This window comes from Streptomyces sp. SID14515, from assembly GCF_010548505.1.
Lineage (GTDB): Bacteria > Actinomycetota > Actinomycetes > Streptomycetales > Streptomycetaceae > Streptomyces > Streptomyces caviscabies.
Map to the genome: position 1 here is coordinate 23,831 of NZ_JAAGMH010000044.1, position 16,639 is coordinate 40,469.

The window sequence follows — 16,639 nt, forward strand, 5'->3', positions numbered from 1 at the left end:
CGTACGGACCGGGCCCCCGGAAACCCGAAAGGGCGCCCCCTCCGCCGCAGCGGAAAGGACGCCCCCGGGGCATGAGCGTTACGCGGTGGCCGCCGCCGCGTCCGCCGCCTGGGCCTTCAGGGCGCGCTCCACACCGGACCGCGACTCCGACATCAGCCGCCGCAGGGCCGCGCTCGGCTCGGCCGAGGCCAGCCAGGCGTCCGTGGCGTCCAGCGTCTCCTGCGAGACCTGGAGGGCCGGGTAGAGGCCCACGATGATCTGCTGGGCCATCTCGTGGCTGCGCGAGTCCGAGACCTCCTTCACCGAGGCGAAGTACTTCTCCGTGTACGGGGCGAGCAGCTCGCGCTGGTCCGTCTGGACGAAGCCGCTGATGACCGCTTCCTGGAGCGAGTTCGGCAGCTCGCCGGACTCCACGACCGAGGCCCAGGCCTGCGCCTTGGCCTCCTCGGACGGCTGGGCCGCCCGCGCGGAGGCCGCGTGGCGCTCGCCCGCCGCCGTCCTGTCGCGCTCGTACTCGGCGGCGATCTCCTCCTCGTCCAGCAGACCGGCCGCCGCCAGCCGCTGCACGAACGCCCACCGCAGCTCGGTGTCGACGGTCAGGCCCTCGATCGACTCCGTGCCGTCCAGCAGCGACTGGAGCAGGTCCAGCTGCTGCGGGTTGCGGGCCGTGGCCGCGAAGGCACGGGCCCAGGCCAGCTGGTGGTCGCTGCCCGGCTCCGCCGCGTGCAGGTGCGCCAGCGTCGCCTCCGTCCACTGGTTGAGCGCGCCCTCACGGGTCTCCGGCGCGGCGTACAGGTCCAGCGCCAGCTTCACCTGGCGGTGCAGCGACTGGACGACGCCGATGTCCGTCTCCTTGCCGATGCCGGAGAGCACCAGGGCGAGGTAGTCGCGGGTCGCCAGCTCGCCGTCGCGCGTCATGTCCCAGGCCGAGGCCCAGCTCAGGGCGCGCGGCAGCGACTCGGTGAAGTCGCCCAGGTGCTCGGTGACGACGCGCAGCGACTCGGCGTCCAGGCGGACCTTCGCGTACGAGAGGTCGTCGTCGTTGAGCAGGACGACCGCCGGACGGGCCTTGCCCACCAGGGCGGGCACGTCGGTGCGCTCGCCGTCGACGTCCAGCTCGATCCGGTCGGTGCGCACGAGCTTGCCGTCCGCGTCGAGGTCGTAGGCGCCGATGGCGATGCGGTGCGGGCGCAGCGTCGGCTCGCCCTTCGCCCCGGCGGGCAGCGCGGGGGCCTCCTGGAGCACGGTGAAGGAGGTGACGCGGCCGTTCTCGTCGGTCTCGATCTCCGGGCGGAGGATGTTGATGCCCGCCGTCTCCAGCCACGCCTTCGACCAGGTCTTCAGATCGCGGCCGGAGGTCTTCTCCAGCGCGCCCAGCAGGTCGGAGAGGCGGGTGTTGCCGAAGGCGTGCGCCTTGAAGTACGCCTGCACGCCCTGGAAGAACGCGTCCTTGCCGACGTACGCCACGAGCTGCTTGAGCACCGAGGCGCCCTTGGCGTACGTGATCCCGTCGAAGTTGACGAGGACGTCTTCCAGGTCGCTGATGTCCGCCATGATCGGGTGCGTGGAGGGCAGCTGGTCCTGCCGGTACGCCCAGGTCTTCATGGAGTTGGCGAACGTGGTCCAGGAGTGCGGCCACTTCGAGCCCGCCGCGTCCGCCTGGCAGGCGATCGAGGTGTAGGTGGCGAACGACTCGTTCAGCCAGAGGTCGTTCCACCACTCCATCGTGACGAGGTCGCCGAACCACATGTGGGCCAGCTCGTGCAGGATGGTCTCGGCCCGCACCTCGTACGCCGCGTCCGTCACCTTGGAGCGGAAGACGTACTGGTCGCGGATGGTGACCGCGCCCGCGTTCTCCATCGCGCCCGCGTTGAACTCCGGGACGAAGAGCTGGTCGTACTTGGCGAACGGGTACGCGTAGTCGAACTTCTCCTGGAACCACTCGAAGCCCTGCCGGGTGACGGCGAAGATCTCGTCCGCGTCCAGGTACTCCGCCAGCGAGGGGCGGCAGTAGATGCCGAGCGGGACGGACTGGCCGTCCTTCTCGTAGCTGCTGTGCACCGCGTGGTACGGGCCGACGATGAGGGCCGTGATGTACGTGGAGATGCGCGGCGTCGGCTCGAAGGACCAGACGTCGTCCTTCGGCTCCGGCGTCGGCGAGTTCGAGATGACCGTCCAGCCGGCGGGGGCCTTCACGGTGAACCGGAAGGTCGCCTTCAGGTCCGGCTGCTCGAACGAGGCGAAGACGCGGCGGGCGTCCGGAACCTCGAACTGCGTGTACAGATAGGCCTGCTCGTCGACCGGGTCGACGAACCGGTGCAGGCCCTCACCGGTGTTGGTGTACGAGCAGTCGGCGACGACCTTCAGCTCGTTGACGCCCTCGCGCAGATGCGGCAGGGCGATCCGCGCGTCGCGGAACACGGCGGCGACGTCCAGGTCCTTGCCGTTCAGCACCACGTCGTGGACGGCCGGGGCGACCAGGTCGATGAAGGACTCCGCACCCGCCTCCGCGCAGTCGAAGCGCACGGTGGTCACGGACCGGTAGGTGCCGCCCTCCTGCGCTCCGGAGAGGTCGAGATCGATCTCGTACGCGTCCACGGTCAGCAGGCGCGCCCGCTCCTGTGCCTCTTCGCGGGTCAGATTCGTGCCAGGCACGCGGTCATCTCCTTCGCTGGTGATGTTTCGGATCATCCTTCCACGTTCGCCCCCGCCGGACGACGGGTAGCGCCTCTTGTCCTACCACTGGTAGCATCTTTGGTATGAAGATCAGTGTGAGCCTGCCCCAGGAGGATGTCGCCTTCGTCGACGAGTACGCGGCGAAGACCGACGCCGATTCCCGGTCCGCCGTCATACACGCCGCTATCGAGTTGCTGCGTACCGCCGGCCTGGAGGCGGAGTACACCGAGGCGTTCCAGGAGTGGGATGCGGGCGAGGACGCCGCTCTGTGGGACCGCACGGTGGCCGACGGGCTCAACGATGCGTAGGGGCGACATCCACCTCGTGAACCTGGAGCCCGCGCGCGGGAGTGAAGCCAACAAGGTGCGTCCGGCGGTGATCGTCTCCAACAACGCCGCCAACCGGTCGGCCGAAGTGTCCGGCAGGGGCGTCGTCGCCGTGGTGCCCCTGACCTCGAACACCTCGCGGATCCTCAGCTTCCAGGTCCTTCTCGCCGCGGAGGAGAGCCACCTCCCGCAGAAATCCAAGGTCCAGTGCGAACAGATCCGGGCGGTCTCCCCCGAGCGGATCCTGAAGCGCATCGGTGAGGTGCCCCGCCGGCGCATGGCCGAGATCGACACGGCCCTCCGCCGCCATCTCGCGCTCTGAACCCTCGGCACACGCGAAGGGGCGGCCACCGGTGCACTCCGGTGGCCGCCCCTTTCCTTACGCGTACGGGTGACGCCGCTGGTCAGCCCTTCAGCTCGGCCGCCACCAGCTCCGCGATCTGCACGGCGTTCAGCGCCGCGCCCTTGCGGAGGTTGTCGTTGGAGACGAACAGCGCGAGGCCGTTGTCCACCGTCTCGTCGACCCGGATGCGGCCCACGAAGGAGGCGTCCTTGCCGGCCGCCTGGAGCGGGGTCGGGATCTCCGAGAGCTCGACGCCCTCGGCGTCCTTCAGCAGCTCATAGGCGCGCTCGACACCGATCGGGCGGGCGAAGCGGGCGTTGATCTGGAGCGAGTGGCCGGAGAAGACCGGGACCCGGACGCAGGTGCCGGACACCTTCAGCCCCGGGATCTCCAGGATCTTGCGGGACTCGTTGCGGAGCTTCTGCTCCTCGTCCGTCTCGAACGAACCGTCGTCCACGATCGAGCCCGCCAGCGGCAGCACGTTGAAGGCGATCGGACGCTTGTAGACGGCCGGCTCGGGGAAGTCCACGGCCTCGCCGTCGTGGGCCAGCTTGTCGGCCTCGGCGACGACCTTGGCCGCCTGGCCGTGCAGCTCGGCGACACCGGCGACGCCGGAGCCGGACACGGCCTGGTAGGTGGCGACGGTCAGCGCTTCGAGACCGGCCTCGTCGTGCAGCGGGCGCAGCACGGGCATCGCGGCCATCGTCGTGCAGTTCGGGTTGGCGATGATGCCCTTGGGGCGGACCTTGGCCGCGTGCGGGTTGACCTCGGAGACGACGAGCGGGACCTCGGGGTCCTTGCGCCAGGCGGAGGAGTTGTCGATCACCACGGCGCCCTGGCCGGCGACCTTCTCGGCCAGCGCCTTCGAGGTCGCGCCGCCGGCGGAGAACAGCACGATGTCCAGGCCGGTGTAGTCGGCCGTGGAGGCGTCCTCGACGGTGACGGCGGAGCCCTTGAAGTCGATCGTGGAGCCCGCGGACCGGGCGGAGGCGAACAGCCGCAGCTCGTCGACCGGGAAGCTGCGGTCGGCCAGGATCCTGAGCATGACTGTGCCGACCTGACCGGTGGCGCCGACGATTCCGACCTTCACGAGGACTCCTCTGTTCTGTACACCTGTGCGTCTGTGCGGTCCGTATGCCGCTCCATGATGCGTATGTCCCGGCCCGCCTTGTCCAATCCATTGTCCGACCTGCGGACTCTTCGCGCGAGGACCGCAGATTCTGCAATGTCCGTGCCCGCGCGGGGAAACATCTGCGGCGGCGTACGCGGCCTGTGACGAGGAACACGCCCAGCGGGGCGGGTGCTCGTGAGAGCGCCCGCCCCGCCGTCCTGCCGGTGGAATCCGTTACGGCGTGACCTTCTCGATCACGACGCTGCCGGTGCCCGCGGCGGTGCCGCGCGCGTTGACCACCTGGACCTCGCCGAAGAACTGACGGCCCTCAGGAGCCGCTCCGGCGACCACGACCTCGGCGCCGACCTGGGCCGAGGCACCGTTGGCCAGGTTCACGGCCTTGGTGGCGTCGACCTTGATCGTGCCGAGCGACGGTGCGTAGAACACGTCGCGGTAGTCGTACGTGGTGGTCCCGGCCGGGACCGAGTAGCCGTCGATGACGACCGTGTACGTGCCCGCGGCGGGCTTGACCAGGCTGACCGACTCGTCGGAACCGGAGGTGGTCGAGCTGGCGACCTGCGTGGCGCCCCGGAAGACGTACAGGTCGATGTCCGCGTTGGCGTCCGAGGTGCCTCCGACGGCGATGTCGAGCTTCTCGACACCCGCGCCGATGGTGACCGTGGTCTCACGGGTCTGACCCGTGGAGATCGACGGCTTGTCCACCTTGGCCGAGCCCAGCGAGCCGCCCTGGAGCTTGCCCTGGAGGGCGGCGGCGCCGTTGGTGACCGTCCAGCTCACCGGGGCCGGAGTGCCGACCTTCGCCTCGGCGATGGTCTGCACCGCCGGGTCGAAGGAGACGCCGAGCAGCGAGACGTCCAGCTTGAACGGGTTGTCCAGGAGCGGCGACGTACGACGCGCCTCGACCTCGATCTCCCAGACGCCGGGCTGCGGGTTCTTGTAGGAACGCACGTCCGGGCGGCAGGTGTTGGCCGGGTTCTCGTAGTTCGGGTAGCAGTTGATCGTGGACGTCGGGTCGACCGGCGTCCCGTACGGGTGCAGGGCGATGAACCGGGTCTGGCTGCCCGAGCGCAGTGCGCTGATGGCGACCTCGAGGTTCTTCGCGCCCTCGGGCACGTTGACGAAGTACGACGTGGTGCCGTTGCGCTGCACCGAGCCGGACGACTTGAAGGCGTAACCGGGCTGCTGGAGCTCCTGGGCGATGACGACCGTGGTCATGATCTGGTGGTCGACGCCGGAGGTCTTCTTGTCGTCGAGCTGCAGGATCGCGCTGTGCACCCCGGCGGTCTTCGCCTTCGCCTTGACCTTGAGCTTGACCGGCGTGTCGAGCGGCAGCGAGACGTACTCGGGGCTGCTGAGCTCGAAGGTGCCGTCGTTGTTCTTCCACGTCAGCCGGTGCTGGACATTGCGGTCCGGGCCGGTGGTGCGGGTGACGACGACGTCGTAGACCTTGGTCTCGCCGACCTTCAGGCCGCCCTCGCGGTCGTAGAGGCCGGTGCCGAAGCCCGGGTCCTTGAGCGCGAAGTCGATCGCGGTGTCGACCGGGGCCTTCACCGAGAACTCGTGCGCGGGCTTGCCCTGCTTGGCGATCTGCTTCCAGGCGCCGACGATGTCGATCAGACCGGAGCCCTGGACGTGCGCGGGCACGTCCTTGATGTGGCTGGCGGTGCTGGTCAGCGCGGTGCGCAGATCGGCCGGGGGAAGCTCGATGTCCTTCTGCTTCGCGGCCGAGAGCAGCAGCGCCGCGGCGCCCGCCACCTGCGGGGAGGACATCGAGGTGCCCTGGAGCATGGAGTACCCGGCCGGCAGGTCGTAACCCGCCTCCTTGACCGGACCGCCCGGCGCCCAGGTCTGGGTGGTGTTGATGGACGCACCCGGAGCCGAGATGACCGGCGTGAAGCCGCCGTCCTCACGCGGACCGCGCGAGGAGAAGGGCAGCATGTCGTACTTCTTGGTGACGTTGGAGCCGTAGTTGGCCGCCCACGTCTCCTTGGAGATCGACGCGCCCACCGAGATCACGTGGTCGGCGACGGACGGGTCGCCGATGGTGTTGAGACCCGGGCCGCTGTTGCCGGCCGAGATGACCAGCTGCACGCCGTAGATGTCGATGAGCCGCTTGTACAGCTCGGCGCGCGCGTTGTTGCCGTCGTTCAGCGGCGGCAGGCCGCCGATCGACATGTTGACGATGTCGACGCCGCGGTTGACGACGAGGTCGATCATGCCCTCGGTCAGCGCGATGTTGGTGCAGCCGCCGGACCAGGTGCAGGCACGCGAGGAGACGATCTTGGCGCCGGGGGCGGCGCCGTTCATCTCGCCGCCGAACAGGCCGTTGGCCGCGGTGATGCCCGCGACGTGCGTGCCGTGCGCGCCCTCGATGACACCGATGTTGACGTAGTCGGACTTGGCGCCCGCCGCGTTGTAGACCACGTTCTTACGGGTCTCGACGACGAACGGGATGCGCTCGGCGACCTGGGTCCGCGGGTCGTCCTCACCGAAGTAGGAGACCTGGAACTTGTCCTTGTACGGCTTGAGGACCTTGTCGTCGGAGAAGTCCGCGTTGTTGTTCAGGTCGACCCGCGTGGTGCCGGTGACCGGGTCGTACAGCACGCCCCAGACATCGGTGGTGTCACCGTCGCGGTTGAGGTCGCCCGCCATCTCGCCACCGGTGGTGGCCGCCTCGGCGAACGTGGCGAACTTGTAGCTGCCCGCCGGGGCCGCGTACGTCTTCCCGCCGGACGTGAACGCCGGGCCGCTGACGGACTCGGTCATCCGCAGCCAGGTGCCGTCGCCGTCGCTCACCGGGTCGGTGGCGGTCACCCAGTCGACGACCTTGCGCTCGCCGGTGGTGGTCTTCTTCAGGGCCGGGTGACCGAGGTCGACGCCGGAGTCCAGGATGCCGATGGTGATCCCACGGCCATCGGCCTGCGGGTGCTTCTCGACGAACTCGACCGCGCCCGTCTCGAAGGACGGGTTGTACGGGTTCACCGCCGGGGTCTTCTTGTTCGGCGCCGCGTAACTGCCCGTGGCCTTCAGCTGCTTCGCTCCGGCCGCCCGGTCGCCCTTGGGCGTCGGGTCGTCCAGCTTGATCTCCTGCTTGAGATCGATGCCGAGGACGGAGGAGAGCTTCGAGGCCGCCGTGATGGTGGACTCGGCGCTCTTCGTCGGGACCGTCGCCCGGACGTAGCCGAGCTTGTCGTAGGTCGTGCCGAGCACGGAGCCCTCGACGGCGTCCAACTGCTTGCTGACCTGCTCGGTCGCACCGGGGGTGGTGGCGACCATCATGGTGATGTTCTTCTCGCCCTTGGCCTCGGCCTTCGCCAGGAGATCGGCGTCGGCCTTGCCGAGCTTGTCGCCCCGGTCGCTGGTGGCGGCCGGTTTGACGGGTGCCGGAGCCGGGTCGTCGACGGCGAAGGCCGGTGCGGCGCCGGAGGCGGCGAGTGCCGCCGCCAGGCCGGCAGCGGCCGCGATACGAGCCGCGCGTCTCGCCCCGGGTATGGAGCTGGGGGATTCCTTGGTCATCAGCATCCCTGTAATTGAAAGAGAGAGTCCGGAATTCGGTACCGGATGACCGCTCAGCCTGTCGTAAATGACAGGGGTTTGTGGAGAGTTGACGGAGACGAGTCAGGGACATGGCATAGATCCGCCATGGGGCGCGATATGCCACGAGGGAGGAAAGAGGCCAAACGGTACGCGGGTGACGCCCGGTGAGGCGCGGTGGTCCGGACCAGGGTGCATCGCGGGCCCGCGTCCGCGATGTCCGTGCGCCCGTCGTCCGCCCGCTCAGCGCGGCAGCACCATCACATACGCGGCCGGCTCCCGGTCGGCCGCCGCCATCAGCGCCGTCCGTACGACCGTCGCCTGCTGGTCCACCGCCTCGCGCAGCTTCCTCGGCGTGAGGTGGACGACCGTCACCCCGAGCCGCTCCAGCTGCTCCCGCCTCGCGGCGTACGCGGACCACTGCGGGTCCTCCTCGGCCCGGCCCCTCCGGCCCGGCACGCCGTACCGGGGCGCCCGGGTGTCCAGCTCCACCGCCACCGCCTGGTCGGGCCAGTAGGCGTCGACCCCGCCGAGCCCGGGCCCGCCCGGCAGTCGCAGCTCCACGTTCCACACCGGCTCCGGCAGCCCGTGCTCGCGCACCATCGCGTACAGCCGCGCCTCCGCCACCGCCCGCCCCTCGGCCAGCAGCGCATCGACCGCGCCCACCACGGCGGGCCGCCCCAGCAGCTTCGCCTCGCTCAACTCCCGTACCACAGCGGCTGGTTCGCAGTGCCCGCCGCGCACCGCCTCGGTCAGCAGCCGCCGGACGTCCGCCGCGTCGTCGGTGCCCGCCACCGTGTCCGCCAGGGCCCGCTCCACCGGGGCGACGGGTACCTCGCCCACCCGCACCGCGCTCGGCATCGAGGCGGTCCGCAGCACCTCCACGAACCGGGTGGACCGCAGCCGCCGGGTGCGCGGGACCAGTACGTCGATCCGGTGCAGCGCCCCCAGATCCCCGGCGGTGGCGAAGCCGTACAGCGCGAGCGCCGCGATTCCGGTGACCATCGCCTCGCCGTACCCCGCGTCCGAAGGCTCCGCCGGCGCGCGCCGCGCGGAGACCGGCGGACGACCCGCGTACAACAGCGCTCCGTGCAGCCGCTCCTGCCCGGTGGGCGGACCCGGGTGGAGCAGATAGACCCCCGGCAGCAGATGCTGCCAGGGGCCGCCGGGCAGGCACTGCGCGGACGTCTGTGCGGCGGACACGCCCCGCGCCCTCAACTGCGCGGCGGACAGGACACGCTGCGTGACGTCCCCGGGGTGGAGGGGGAGCCGGGAGAGAGGGGAGAGGCGAGGGGAGAGCGGGGTGTTCTTCTGGGTCATGTCCCGGGGTTTCCCGCCCGGGGAGGGCGCCCTAACCCCTGTTACACGCCCGTCGACATTCCCGGACAACGCCGTCCTAAAGTACGGACGTTCGACAACCGAAAAGGGCCGTCGCGCCGGGAATCGGGGGCGGGGCGTCTCGGGCAGGTGTACGAGCGCCGCTTTCGCGCCGCACGCACGCCCCACCCGAGCGCCCCCGCATTCCCTCCGGGCTACGCCACCGCGGCCCGGTCGCACTCCTGGCCGCGCAGCGCCCGCGCCAGATCGTCGCGGGCCTCCAGCACCAGCCGCCGCAGCGCCGGAGCCGCGTCCTCGTGCTCGTTCAGCCAGGCGTCGGTCGCCGCGAGGGTCTCGGGGCTGTCCTGGAGCCCGGGGAACATCCCGCGCACCACGTGCATGCCGATCTGGATGGACCGCTCCGCCCAGATCCGCTCGATCACCTCGAAGTAGCGGTGCGCGTACGGGGCGAGCAGCTCCCGCTGGGAGGGCTGCCCGAAGCCGGTGATCGTCGCCTCGACCAGCGCGTTGGACAGCTTGTCCGACTCCACGACCGCCGCCCACGCCTGCGCCTTGACCGCTTCGGACGGCCGCGAGGCGAGGCACCGTACGTGGTGGCGCTTGCCGGACGCCGTGTCGTCGCGGGCCAGTTCGGCGTCGATCGCCGCCTCGTTGGCCACCCCGTGCGAGGCCAGCGGGGAGAGGAAGGACCAGCGCAGCTCCTGGTCGACGTCGAGGCCGTCGACCCGGGCCGTGCCGTCCAGCAGTCCGCCGAGCAGCTGGAAGTCCTCTTCGGACGAGGCGACCGCCGCGAAGAAGCGGGCCCAGGTCAGCTGGTGCTGGCTGCCCGGCTCGGCGGTCCGCAGCTCGCGCAGCGCGCCCTCGGCCAGCGCCCGGCCGCCCTCCTCGCGCCAGTCGGGGGCCGCGTAGTTGACCAGCGCCGACTGCGTCCAGGCGTGCAGCATCTGGAGCACGCCGATGTCGCTCTCGCGCCCGGCGAACGCCAGCACCAGCGCGACGAAGTCGCGGGCCGGCATCAGCGCGTCCCGGGTCAGGTTCCACAGCGCCGACCAGCACAGGGCGCGGGCCAGCGGGTCCGTGATCTCGCCCAGGTGGTCGCGGAGCGTGGCCAGCGACCGCTCGTCGAAGCGGACCTTGCAGTACGTGAGGTCGTCGTCGTTGACCAGGATCAGATCGGGCCGCTCGGCACCGGCCAGCGCCTCCACCACGGTCCGCTCGCCCGCCACGTCCACCTCGGCGCGCGCGTAACGCGTCAGCTCGCCCTCCGGCGTACGCCGGTACAGGCCGACCGCGACACGGTGCGGGCGCAGCTCCGGGTGCGAGGCGGCGGCCTCCTGGACGACGGCCAGCTCGGTCAGCGTGCCCGCCGCGTCGTACGCGGGCACCGGGGTGAGCACGTTGACGCCCGCCGTCTGGAGCCAGGAGCGCGACCAGGCGGTCATGTCCCGCCCGGAGGTCTCGGCCAGCACGGACAGCAGGTCCCCGAGCCGGGTGTTCCCGTAGGCATGCTGCTTGAAGTAGCGCCGGGCGCCTTCGAGGAACGCGTCGCGCCCCACGTACGCCACGAGCTGCTTCAGGACGGAGGCGCCCTTGGCGTACGTGATCCCGTCGAAGTTCAGCTTGGCGTCCTCCAGGTCACGGATGTCGGCCGTGATGGGGTGCGTGGAGGGCAGCTGGTCGGCGCGGTAGGCCCAGGCCTTGCGGTTGTTGGCGAAGGTGATCCAGCCGTTGGTGAAGCGGGTCGCCTCGACCATCGAGAAGGAGCCCATGAAGTCCGCGAAGGACTCCTTCAGCCACAGGTCGTCCCACCACTCCATGGTGACCAGGTCGCCGAACCACATGTGCGCCATCTCGTGCAGGATGACGTTGGCACGCCGCTCGTAGGCCGCCGAGGTGACCTTGCCGCGGTAGATGTACTCCTCGCGGAAGGTGACCATGCCCGGGTTCTCCATGGCCCCGAGGTTGTACTCGGGCACGAACGCCTGGTCGTACTTCCCGAAGGGGTACGGGTAGTCGAAGTTGTCGTGGAAGAAGTCCAGGCCCTGCTTGGTGATCAGGAAGACGTCGTCCGCGTCGAAGTGCTTGGCGAGCCCCTTGCGGCACATCGCGCCGAGCGGGATCTCCAGCGTGGAGCCGTCGTCGAACGTACGGGTGTAGTGATCGCTCACATAGTGGTACGGACCGGCGACGACGGCGGTGATGTACGTGGAGATCGGCTTGGTCTCGGCGAAGGTCCACACCCCGCCCTCGTGCGACTCCTCGGCTCCGTTGGACCAGACCCGCCAGTCCGCCGGTGCGGTCACCCGGAAACGGTAGGGCGCCTTGAGGTCGGGCTGTTCGAAATTGGCGAAGACGCGGCGGGCGTCGGCCGGCTCGTACTGCGTGTAGAGGTAGACCTCGCCGTCCTCCGGGTCGACGAAGCGGTGCATGCCCTCGCCGGTCCGGCTGTACGCGCAGCGGGCGTCGACCACGAGCACGTTCTCGCCCTCGACGAGCCCGTCCAGCGCCACCCGCGTCCCGTCGAACACGACGGCCGGGTCGAGGGCCGTCCCGTTCAGGGTCACCGCGTCCACACCCGGCGCCACCAGGTCGGCGAAGGTCGATGCGCCGGCCCGGGCGGAGCGGAACCGGATCGTGGTGAGCGACCGGAACGTCCGCGGACCGCCGTCCCCGTCGCCCCCGTCGGCCCCCTCGGGCTCGCCGACGGCGGACCGCAGGTCGAGGTCGACCTCGTATCCGTCGACGGTCAGCAGCTCGGCCCTCTTCTGGGCCTCGTCGCGGGACAGGTTTTCACCGGGCACGGGCACTCCTTCGTGACGCGCGTCATGTGTCGTGTTCGAACCCATTGATCCTTGCATGCGTCTCGCGGCGACGGCAGACAGGGAATGGGAGGCCTTCCGGAGACGTTCTCGCCCGCAGGTGGAACACGCCCTTCTGTGGAACAGCCCTCTGAGGAGAGACATGTCCGAGAACACCCCGGCCAACGGCAAGACCCCGGTCGACTTCTGGTTCGACCCGCTCTGCCCGTGGGCGTGGATGACCTCCCGCTGGATCCTGGAGGTCGAGAAGGTCCGTGACATCGAGGTCCGCTGGCACGTGATGAGCCTGGCCGTCCTGAACGAGGACAAGCTCGACGAACTGCCGGAGGAGTACCGCGACCTCCTGGAGAACAAGGCCTGGGGCCCGGTCCGGGTCGTCGTCGCCGCCCGGCAGCTGCACGGCGACGAGGTCGTCGGCCCCCTCTACACCGCGCTCGGCACCCGCTTCCACAACAACGGCGAGGGCCCCACCCGCGAGGCCGTGGCCGCCGCGCTGAAGGACGTGGGCCTGCCCGCCGACCTCGCGGAGTACGCCGACAAGGACACCTACGACACCGAGCTGCGCGCCTCCCACAAGGAGGGCATCGACAAGGTCGGCCAGGAGGTCGGCACCCCGGTCATCGCGGTCCCCGGCGCGGACGGCGAGCAGGTCGCCTTCTTCGGCCCGGTCGTCACCCCCGCACCCAAGGGCGAGGAGGCGGCGAAGCTGTGGGACGGCACGCTGCTGGTCGCCTCGATCCCGGGCTTCTACGAGATCAAGCGGACGCGCACGCAGGGCCCGATCTTCGACTGACGCGGGCAACCTCACGGGCTGGAGGCCGCGCTGGTCCGAGGGCGCCCGGGGCCCCGGCGGGCCGGGTTCCCGGCCGTTGTCAGTGGTGGCTCGTACGGTGGGGAGCATGCGAATCTCACCGGAGATGATCACGATCGACTGCGCCGACCCGCAGGCCCTGGCCGCCTGGTGGGCCGAGGCGCTGGGCGTCGAAGAGGTCCAGGACTACGACGCGTTCGTCGTCCTCGCGGCGACCCCGCTGGTCCTCGGCTTCCAGCGGGTGCCCGAGCCCAAGCCCGGCAAGAACCGGGTGCATGTCGACTTCGCCTCGCCCGACCGCCCGGCGGACGTGGAGCGGCTGGCGAAGCTGGGCGCGACCGTGGTCGGCGAGCAGTCGATGCAGGGGATGTCCTGGACCGTCCTCCAGGACCCGGAGGGCAACGAGTTCTGCCTCGCCGACGCGGGCAGCCACTGACGGGGACAGCAGTCGGCCCCGGGGTCGGCCGACCCCGGGGCCCATGGATCCCGGGGTCCACCGCTCCCCGGAATCGCGCTACTTGATGCCGAGCACCTGCTCCAGCGGGTCGATGAGGAAGTAGACGAGGAAGAGCGCCGCGGTGCCCCACAGCAGCCAGTGGACCTCGCGGGCCTTGCCCAGGCACGCCTTGATGACCACGTAGGCGACGAAGCCGGCGCCGATGCCGTTGGTGATGGAGTAGGTGAACGGCATGACGACGATGGTGAGGAAGGCCGGGATGGCGACCTCGTAGCGGTCCCAGTCGATGTGCTTGACCTGGGTCATCATCAGGAACCCGACCACGACGAGGGCCGGCGCCGCCGCCTGCATCGGCACGATCGTCAGGACGGGCGTGAGGAAGAGGGCGAGGGCGAACAGCCCGCCGGTGATCATGTTCGCGAAGCCGGTGCGGGCTCCTTCACCGACGCCCGCGGCGGACTCGATGTAGGTGGTGGCCGACGACGAGGACATGGCGCCACCGGCGACGGCGGCCGCGCCGTCGATGAGCAGGACGCGGCCGAGACCGGGCACCTGGCCCCGCTCGTCGAGGAGACCGGCCTCCGCCGTGACGCCCACGACGGTGCCCATCGTGTCGAAGAAGTCGGACAAGATGAGGGTGAAGATGAGCAGGACGACGGTCAGAACGCTGACCTGACCGAACGAGCCGAACAGATCGAAGTGCCACAGCAGCCCGAAGTCGGGTGCGGCGACGGGGTTGCTGGGAACCGACGGCGAGGTCAGGCCCCAGGACTTGATGTCGGCGATCTCGTTGATGACGATGGCGACGGCGGTCATCAGGACGATGCTGATGAGGATCGCGCCCTTCACCTTCCGGGTCATCAGGACGATCGTCAGGAGCACACCGAGGCAGAAGACGAGCATCGGCCAGCCGCTGAGCGTGCCGGTGCCGAGCTGGACGGGCACGGTGGAGTTCGCGGCATCGGGGATACGGGTGACGAAGCCGGCGTCCACGAAGCCGATGAAGGCGATGAACAGGCCGATGCCGACACTGATCGCCTGCTTGAGGGGTTGCGGGATGGCGTGCATGATCGCCTCGCGCAGCCCGGTCATCACCAGGACGCAGATCAACAGACCTTCGAGCACGATGAGCCCCATCGCGTCTTCCCAGCTCATCAACGGAGCGATCTGGAAAGCGACGACGGCGTTGATGCCCAGACCCGCGGCCAGGGCCAGCGGCAGGTTGCCGCCCACACCCATGATGAGCGTCATCACCGCGGCGACCAGGGCGGTGGCGGTGACCAACTGCACGCTGTCCAGCTGCTCGCCGAACTTGTCCTCGGCCCCGCCGAGGATGATCGGGTTGAGCACGAGGATGTATGCCATCGTGAAGAACGTGGCGAATCCGCCGCGTATCTCCCGGATGTAGGTCGAACCGCGTTCGCTTATGCGGAAGAACCGGTCGACGGCGCCCCCTGATCCGGCGGGCTTGGCGTCGGGCGGCGGGCTGGTCGTGCTGGAGTGCATGGCTGAATCTCCTGGACCTGCGAATGATGAAGGGAAGAGATGGCGCCGGTGCTGCCCGACGTGAGCGGCGGGCACTGTGCGAACGCACATGCGGCACCTTGCGAGCGGATCATACGCGGCGGCGTCAGGAGCGCAACTACCCGCGTAGAGCGCGCAGTTGATACCTTTTCGGCCCTGTGGCTTCCTACGGAATCGGTGGCGACCTTTTCCGTCAAACCGGCAGGCAGCCGACAGTGGGCATGGAAGTGTCGGTGACAGCTCCCCTACGCTCCGTATGTGCACCCACCACTCCCCTTCAATGCGCGGGCAGCCCGCGCCTTGCGCGAGAAGCTCGGGATGGCGCCCGGCCATGTCGCCTACGGCATGCGCGCGTCCTTCGGCACCACGCATGTCAGCCCCGAGCACGTGGTCGCGTGGGAACGCGGGACCCATGTGCCGGACGCGACCGAACTCACGGCCCTCGCAGCCGCGTTGTGGTGTCAGCCCAGCGAACTCATGGGGCGGCCGCGCACCCTGCTCGAACACCGCATCGCGCGCGGTGTCTCGGCCGAGGAGGTCGCCCGCGCCACCGGCCTCTCCCACGACGCGTACCTGGCCATGGAGGAAGCCGGTCTGTGGGACGGCGACAAACGGCAGTCCGTCAGGCTGGGCGAAGTCCTCGCCCTGCCCCCGCGCGACTTCATCGCCATCACCAGGCTGGAGGAGGAGCTGGCCCGCCTCCTCACCGAGGCGGTCTCCACCCGCTGGCAGGCGCACATCCGTGCCATCGCCAAGCTCGTCTCCATGGACCGCCGCGACCTGAAGGCCCCGTTGGCCGCCATGCAACAGGACTACCAGGCCCTCATGACGGCCACCCTGAGCCGGGCTGGCGGCACCACCGCGTCGGGCGAGGACGGCCGCCGCTACGTCGAGCAGATCGTGGACCACTTCTGGTCCCGGCTGCCGGGCTCTACGGAGCGGCCGTCGTCCCCGCATCACTCCTGATGCGGGCGTGAGGCCCGACGTACCGACTCAGTCCATGTCCTCCCGCATGCTCTCGTACCCGTCGTGGAACAGCGCGGAGAAGTCGGGATACTCCTCCGGGACGCCGTACTTCGGCGGGAACGCGTACGCGGCCCACTCCCCGTCCGGTCCGACGTCGGTCGGATCGAGCAGCCAGAAGTCCTCTCCGTGGGCGATCTCGATGGACCGGCGGAAGAGCTCCACGATGTCCTCGTTGCCGGGTATCGAGTCGTAGACGTCGACCACGCGTCCGCCGTCCTCGCTGTCCCGCATCCACACGACGCGGTCGCAGGAGTACACCTCGTCCACCCAGCCGTCCAGGCGTGTCCACCCGTTGCTGGCCAGGAAGAATCCCCGCAGGCTCGGCGGGAACCGCACACCGAGACGCTCCTCGGCCGCCACCAGAGCTTCCTCCCGGGCCGGAGCCTCACCCAGCCACAGCCCGACCCGCCCCCCTCGCTCCAGGACTTCGATCTGATCGTCGTCCAGATCGGCCAGCTCTTCACCGTCACCGCGAACGACCGCGTACAGCTCGCCGTATCGCTCCAGAAAGACCCGCCACTCCTCCGGCGTGGTCAGAACCGCGGCAACTTCAGTCTCTTCAGGCTCAGTTGACTCATCCACGCCGATCATGGTGCCAGGCGGGTATGACAACGCCCACGGCCGTTGACCGTACGGCGTGCGAGGGCCCCGGT

12 protein-coding genes are annotated in these 16,639 nt (G+C 69.8%); 5 read left to right on the forward strand and 7 right to left on the reverse strand.

Annotated elements, in window-relative coordinates; all coding sequences use genetic code 11:
• Nucleotides 1–78 precede the first annotated feature (78 nt).
• Nucleotides 79–2,655 (reverse strand): aminopeptidase N, encoded by a 2,577-nt coding sequence (gene pepN, locus G3I54_RS08655; protein ID WP_164612726.1) that lies wholly within the window; start codon nt 2,653–2,655, stop codon nt 79–81.
• A gap of 104 nt (nt 2,656–2,759) precedes the next feature.
• Between pepN (G3I54_RS08655) and G3I54_RS08660 the strand changes: the two genes are divergently transcribed.
• Complete coding sequence (locus G3I54_RS08660; protein WP_164612729.1) at nt 2,760–2,984, forward strand: ribbon-helix-helix domain-containing protein; 225 nt, start codon at nt 2,760–2,762, stop codon at nt 2,982–2,984.
• On the forward strand, nt 2,977–3,324 hold the full coding sequence (locus tag G3I54_RS08665) for a type II toxin-antitoxin system PemK/MazF family toxin (RefSeq protein WP_164612731.1): 348 nt from the start codon (nt 2,977–2,979) through the stop codon (nt 3,322–3,324). Before G3I54_RS08660 ends, G3I54_RS08665 begins: the two co-directional genes overlap by 8 nt.
• Nucleotides 3,325–3,406: 82 nt before the next feature.
• On the opposite strand, the gene G3I54_RS08670 is transcribed toward G3I54_RS08665, so the two are convergent.
• From G3I54_RS08670 to pepN (G3I54_RS08685), 4 genes are all read right to left on the reverse strand, one after another.
• Nucleotides 3,407–4,435, reverse strand: a complete 1,029-nt coding sequence (locus G3I54_RS08670) for an aspartate-semialdehyde dehydrogenase (protein ID WP_164612733.1) — start codon at nt 4,433–4,435, stop codon at nt 3,407–3,409.
• A 255-nt stretch (nt 4,436–4,690) separates the two neighbouring features.
• Nucleotides 4,691–7,999, reverse strand: a complete 3,309-nt coding sequence (locus G3I54_RS08675) for a S8 family serine peptidase (protein ID WP_203685734.1) — start codon at nt 7,997–7,999, stop codon at nt 4,691–4,693.
• Between the two features lie 255 nt (nt 8,000–8,254).
• Nucleotides 8,255–9,331 (reverse strand): hypothetical protein, encoded by a 1,077-nt coding sequence (locus G3I54_RS08680; protein WP_164612739.1) that lies wholly within the window; start codon nt 9,329–9,331, stop codon nt 8,255–8,257.
• 212 nt (nt 9,332–9,543) lie between these two features.
• Nucleotides 9,544–12,150, reverse strand: a complete 2,607-nt coding sequence (pepN, locus tag G3I54_RS08685; protein WP_164612742.1) for an aminopeptidase N — start codon at nt 12,148–12,150, stop codon at nt 9,544–9,546.
• Between the two features lie 160 nt (nt 12,151–12,310).
• Between pepN (G3I54_RS08685) and G3I54_RS08690 the strand changes: the two genes are divergently transcribed.
• A complete protein-coding gene (locus G3I54_RS08690; protein WP_164612745.1) occupies nt 12,311–12,961 on the forward strand; it encodes a DsbA family protein in 651 nt (216 codons plus the stop codon).
• 106 nt (nt 12,962–13,067) lie between these two features.
• On the forward strand, nt 13,068–13,415 hold the full coding sequence (locus tag G3I54_RS08695) for a VOC family protein (protein WP_164612747.1): 348 nt from the start codon (nt 13,068–13,070) through the stop codon (nt 13,413–13,415).
• Between the two features lie 78 nt (nt 13,416–13,493).
• Here the strand turns inward: G3I54_RS08695 and G3I54_RS08700 are convergent, their stop codons facing one another.
• The gene (locus tag G3I54_RS08700) at nt 13,494–14,942 is read right to left on the reverse strand and encodes an NCS2 family permease (protein WP_164612750.1); all 1,449 of its coding nucleotides are present in this window, start codon (nt 14,940–14,942) and stop codon (nt 13,494–13,496) included.
• A gap of 336 nt (nt 14,943–15,278) precedes the next feature.
• Here G3I54_RS08700 and G3I54_RS08705 point away from each other — a divergent pair, with 336 nt between their 5' ends.
• Complete coding sequence (locus tag G3I54_RS08705) at nt 15,279–15,926, forward strand: helix-turn-helix transcriptional regulator (protein WP_164612823.1); 648 nt, start codon at nt 15,279–15,281, stop codon at nt 15,924–15,926.
• Nucleotides 15,927–15,953: 27 nt separating this feature from the next.
• Here the strand turns inward: G3I54_RS08705 and G3I54_RS08710 are convergent, their stop codons facing one another.
• Entirely contained in the window at nt 15,954–16,577 is a 624-nt protein-coding gene (locus G3I54_RS08710; protein ID WP_164612753.1) for an SMI1/KNR4 family protein, read from the reverse strand.
• Nucleotides 16,578–16,639 lie beyond the last annotated feature (62 nt).

Coding starts and splice junctions, on each gene's coding strand:
- G3I54_RS08660 (WP_164612729.1), top strand. CDS start 2,760: ATGAAGATCAGTGTGAGCCTGCCCCAGGAGGATGTCGCCTTCGTCGAC.
- G3I54_RS08665 (WP_164612731.1), top strand. CDS start 2,977: ATGCGTAGGGGCGACATCCACCTCGTGAACCTGGAGCCCGCGCGCGGG.
- G3I54_RS08675 (WP_203685734.1), bottom strand. CDS start 7,999: ATGCTGATGACCAAGGAATCCCCCAGCTCCATACCCGGGGCGAGACGC.
- G3I54_RS08680 (WP_164612739.1), bottom strand. CDS start 9,331: ATGACCCAGAAGAACACCCCGCTCTCCCCTCGCCTCTCCCCTCTCTCC.
- G3I54_RS08690 (WP_164612745.1), top strand. CDS start 12,311: ATGTCCGAGAACACCCCGGCCAACGGCAAGACCCCGGTCGACTTCTGG.
- G3I54_RS08695 (WP_164612747.1), top strand. CDS start 13,068: ATGCGAATCTCACCGGAGATGATCACGATCGACTGCGCCGACCCGCAG.
- G3I54_RS08700 (WP_164612750.1), bottom strand. CDS start 14,942: ATGCACTCCAGCACGACCAGCCCGCCGCCCGACGCCAAGCCCGCCGGA.
- G3I54_RS08705 (WP_164612823.1), top strand. CDS start 15,279: ATGGCGCCCGGCCATGTCGCCTACGGCATGCGCGCGTCCTTCGGCACC.
- G3I54_RS08710 (WP_164612753.1), bottom strand. CDS start 16,577: ATGATCGGCGTGGATGAGTCAACTGAGCCTGAAGAGACTGAAGTTGCC.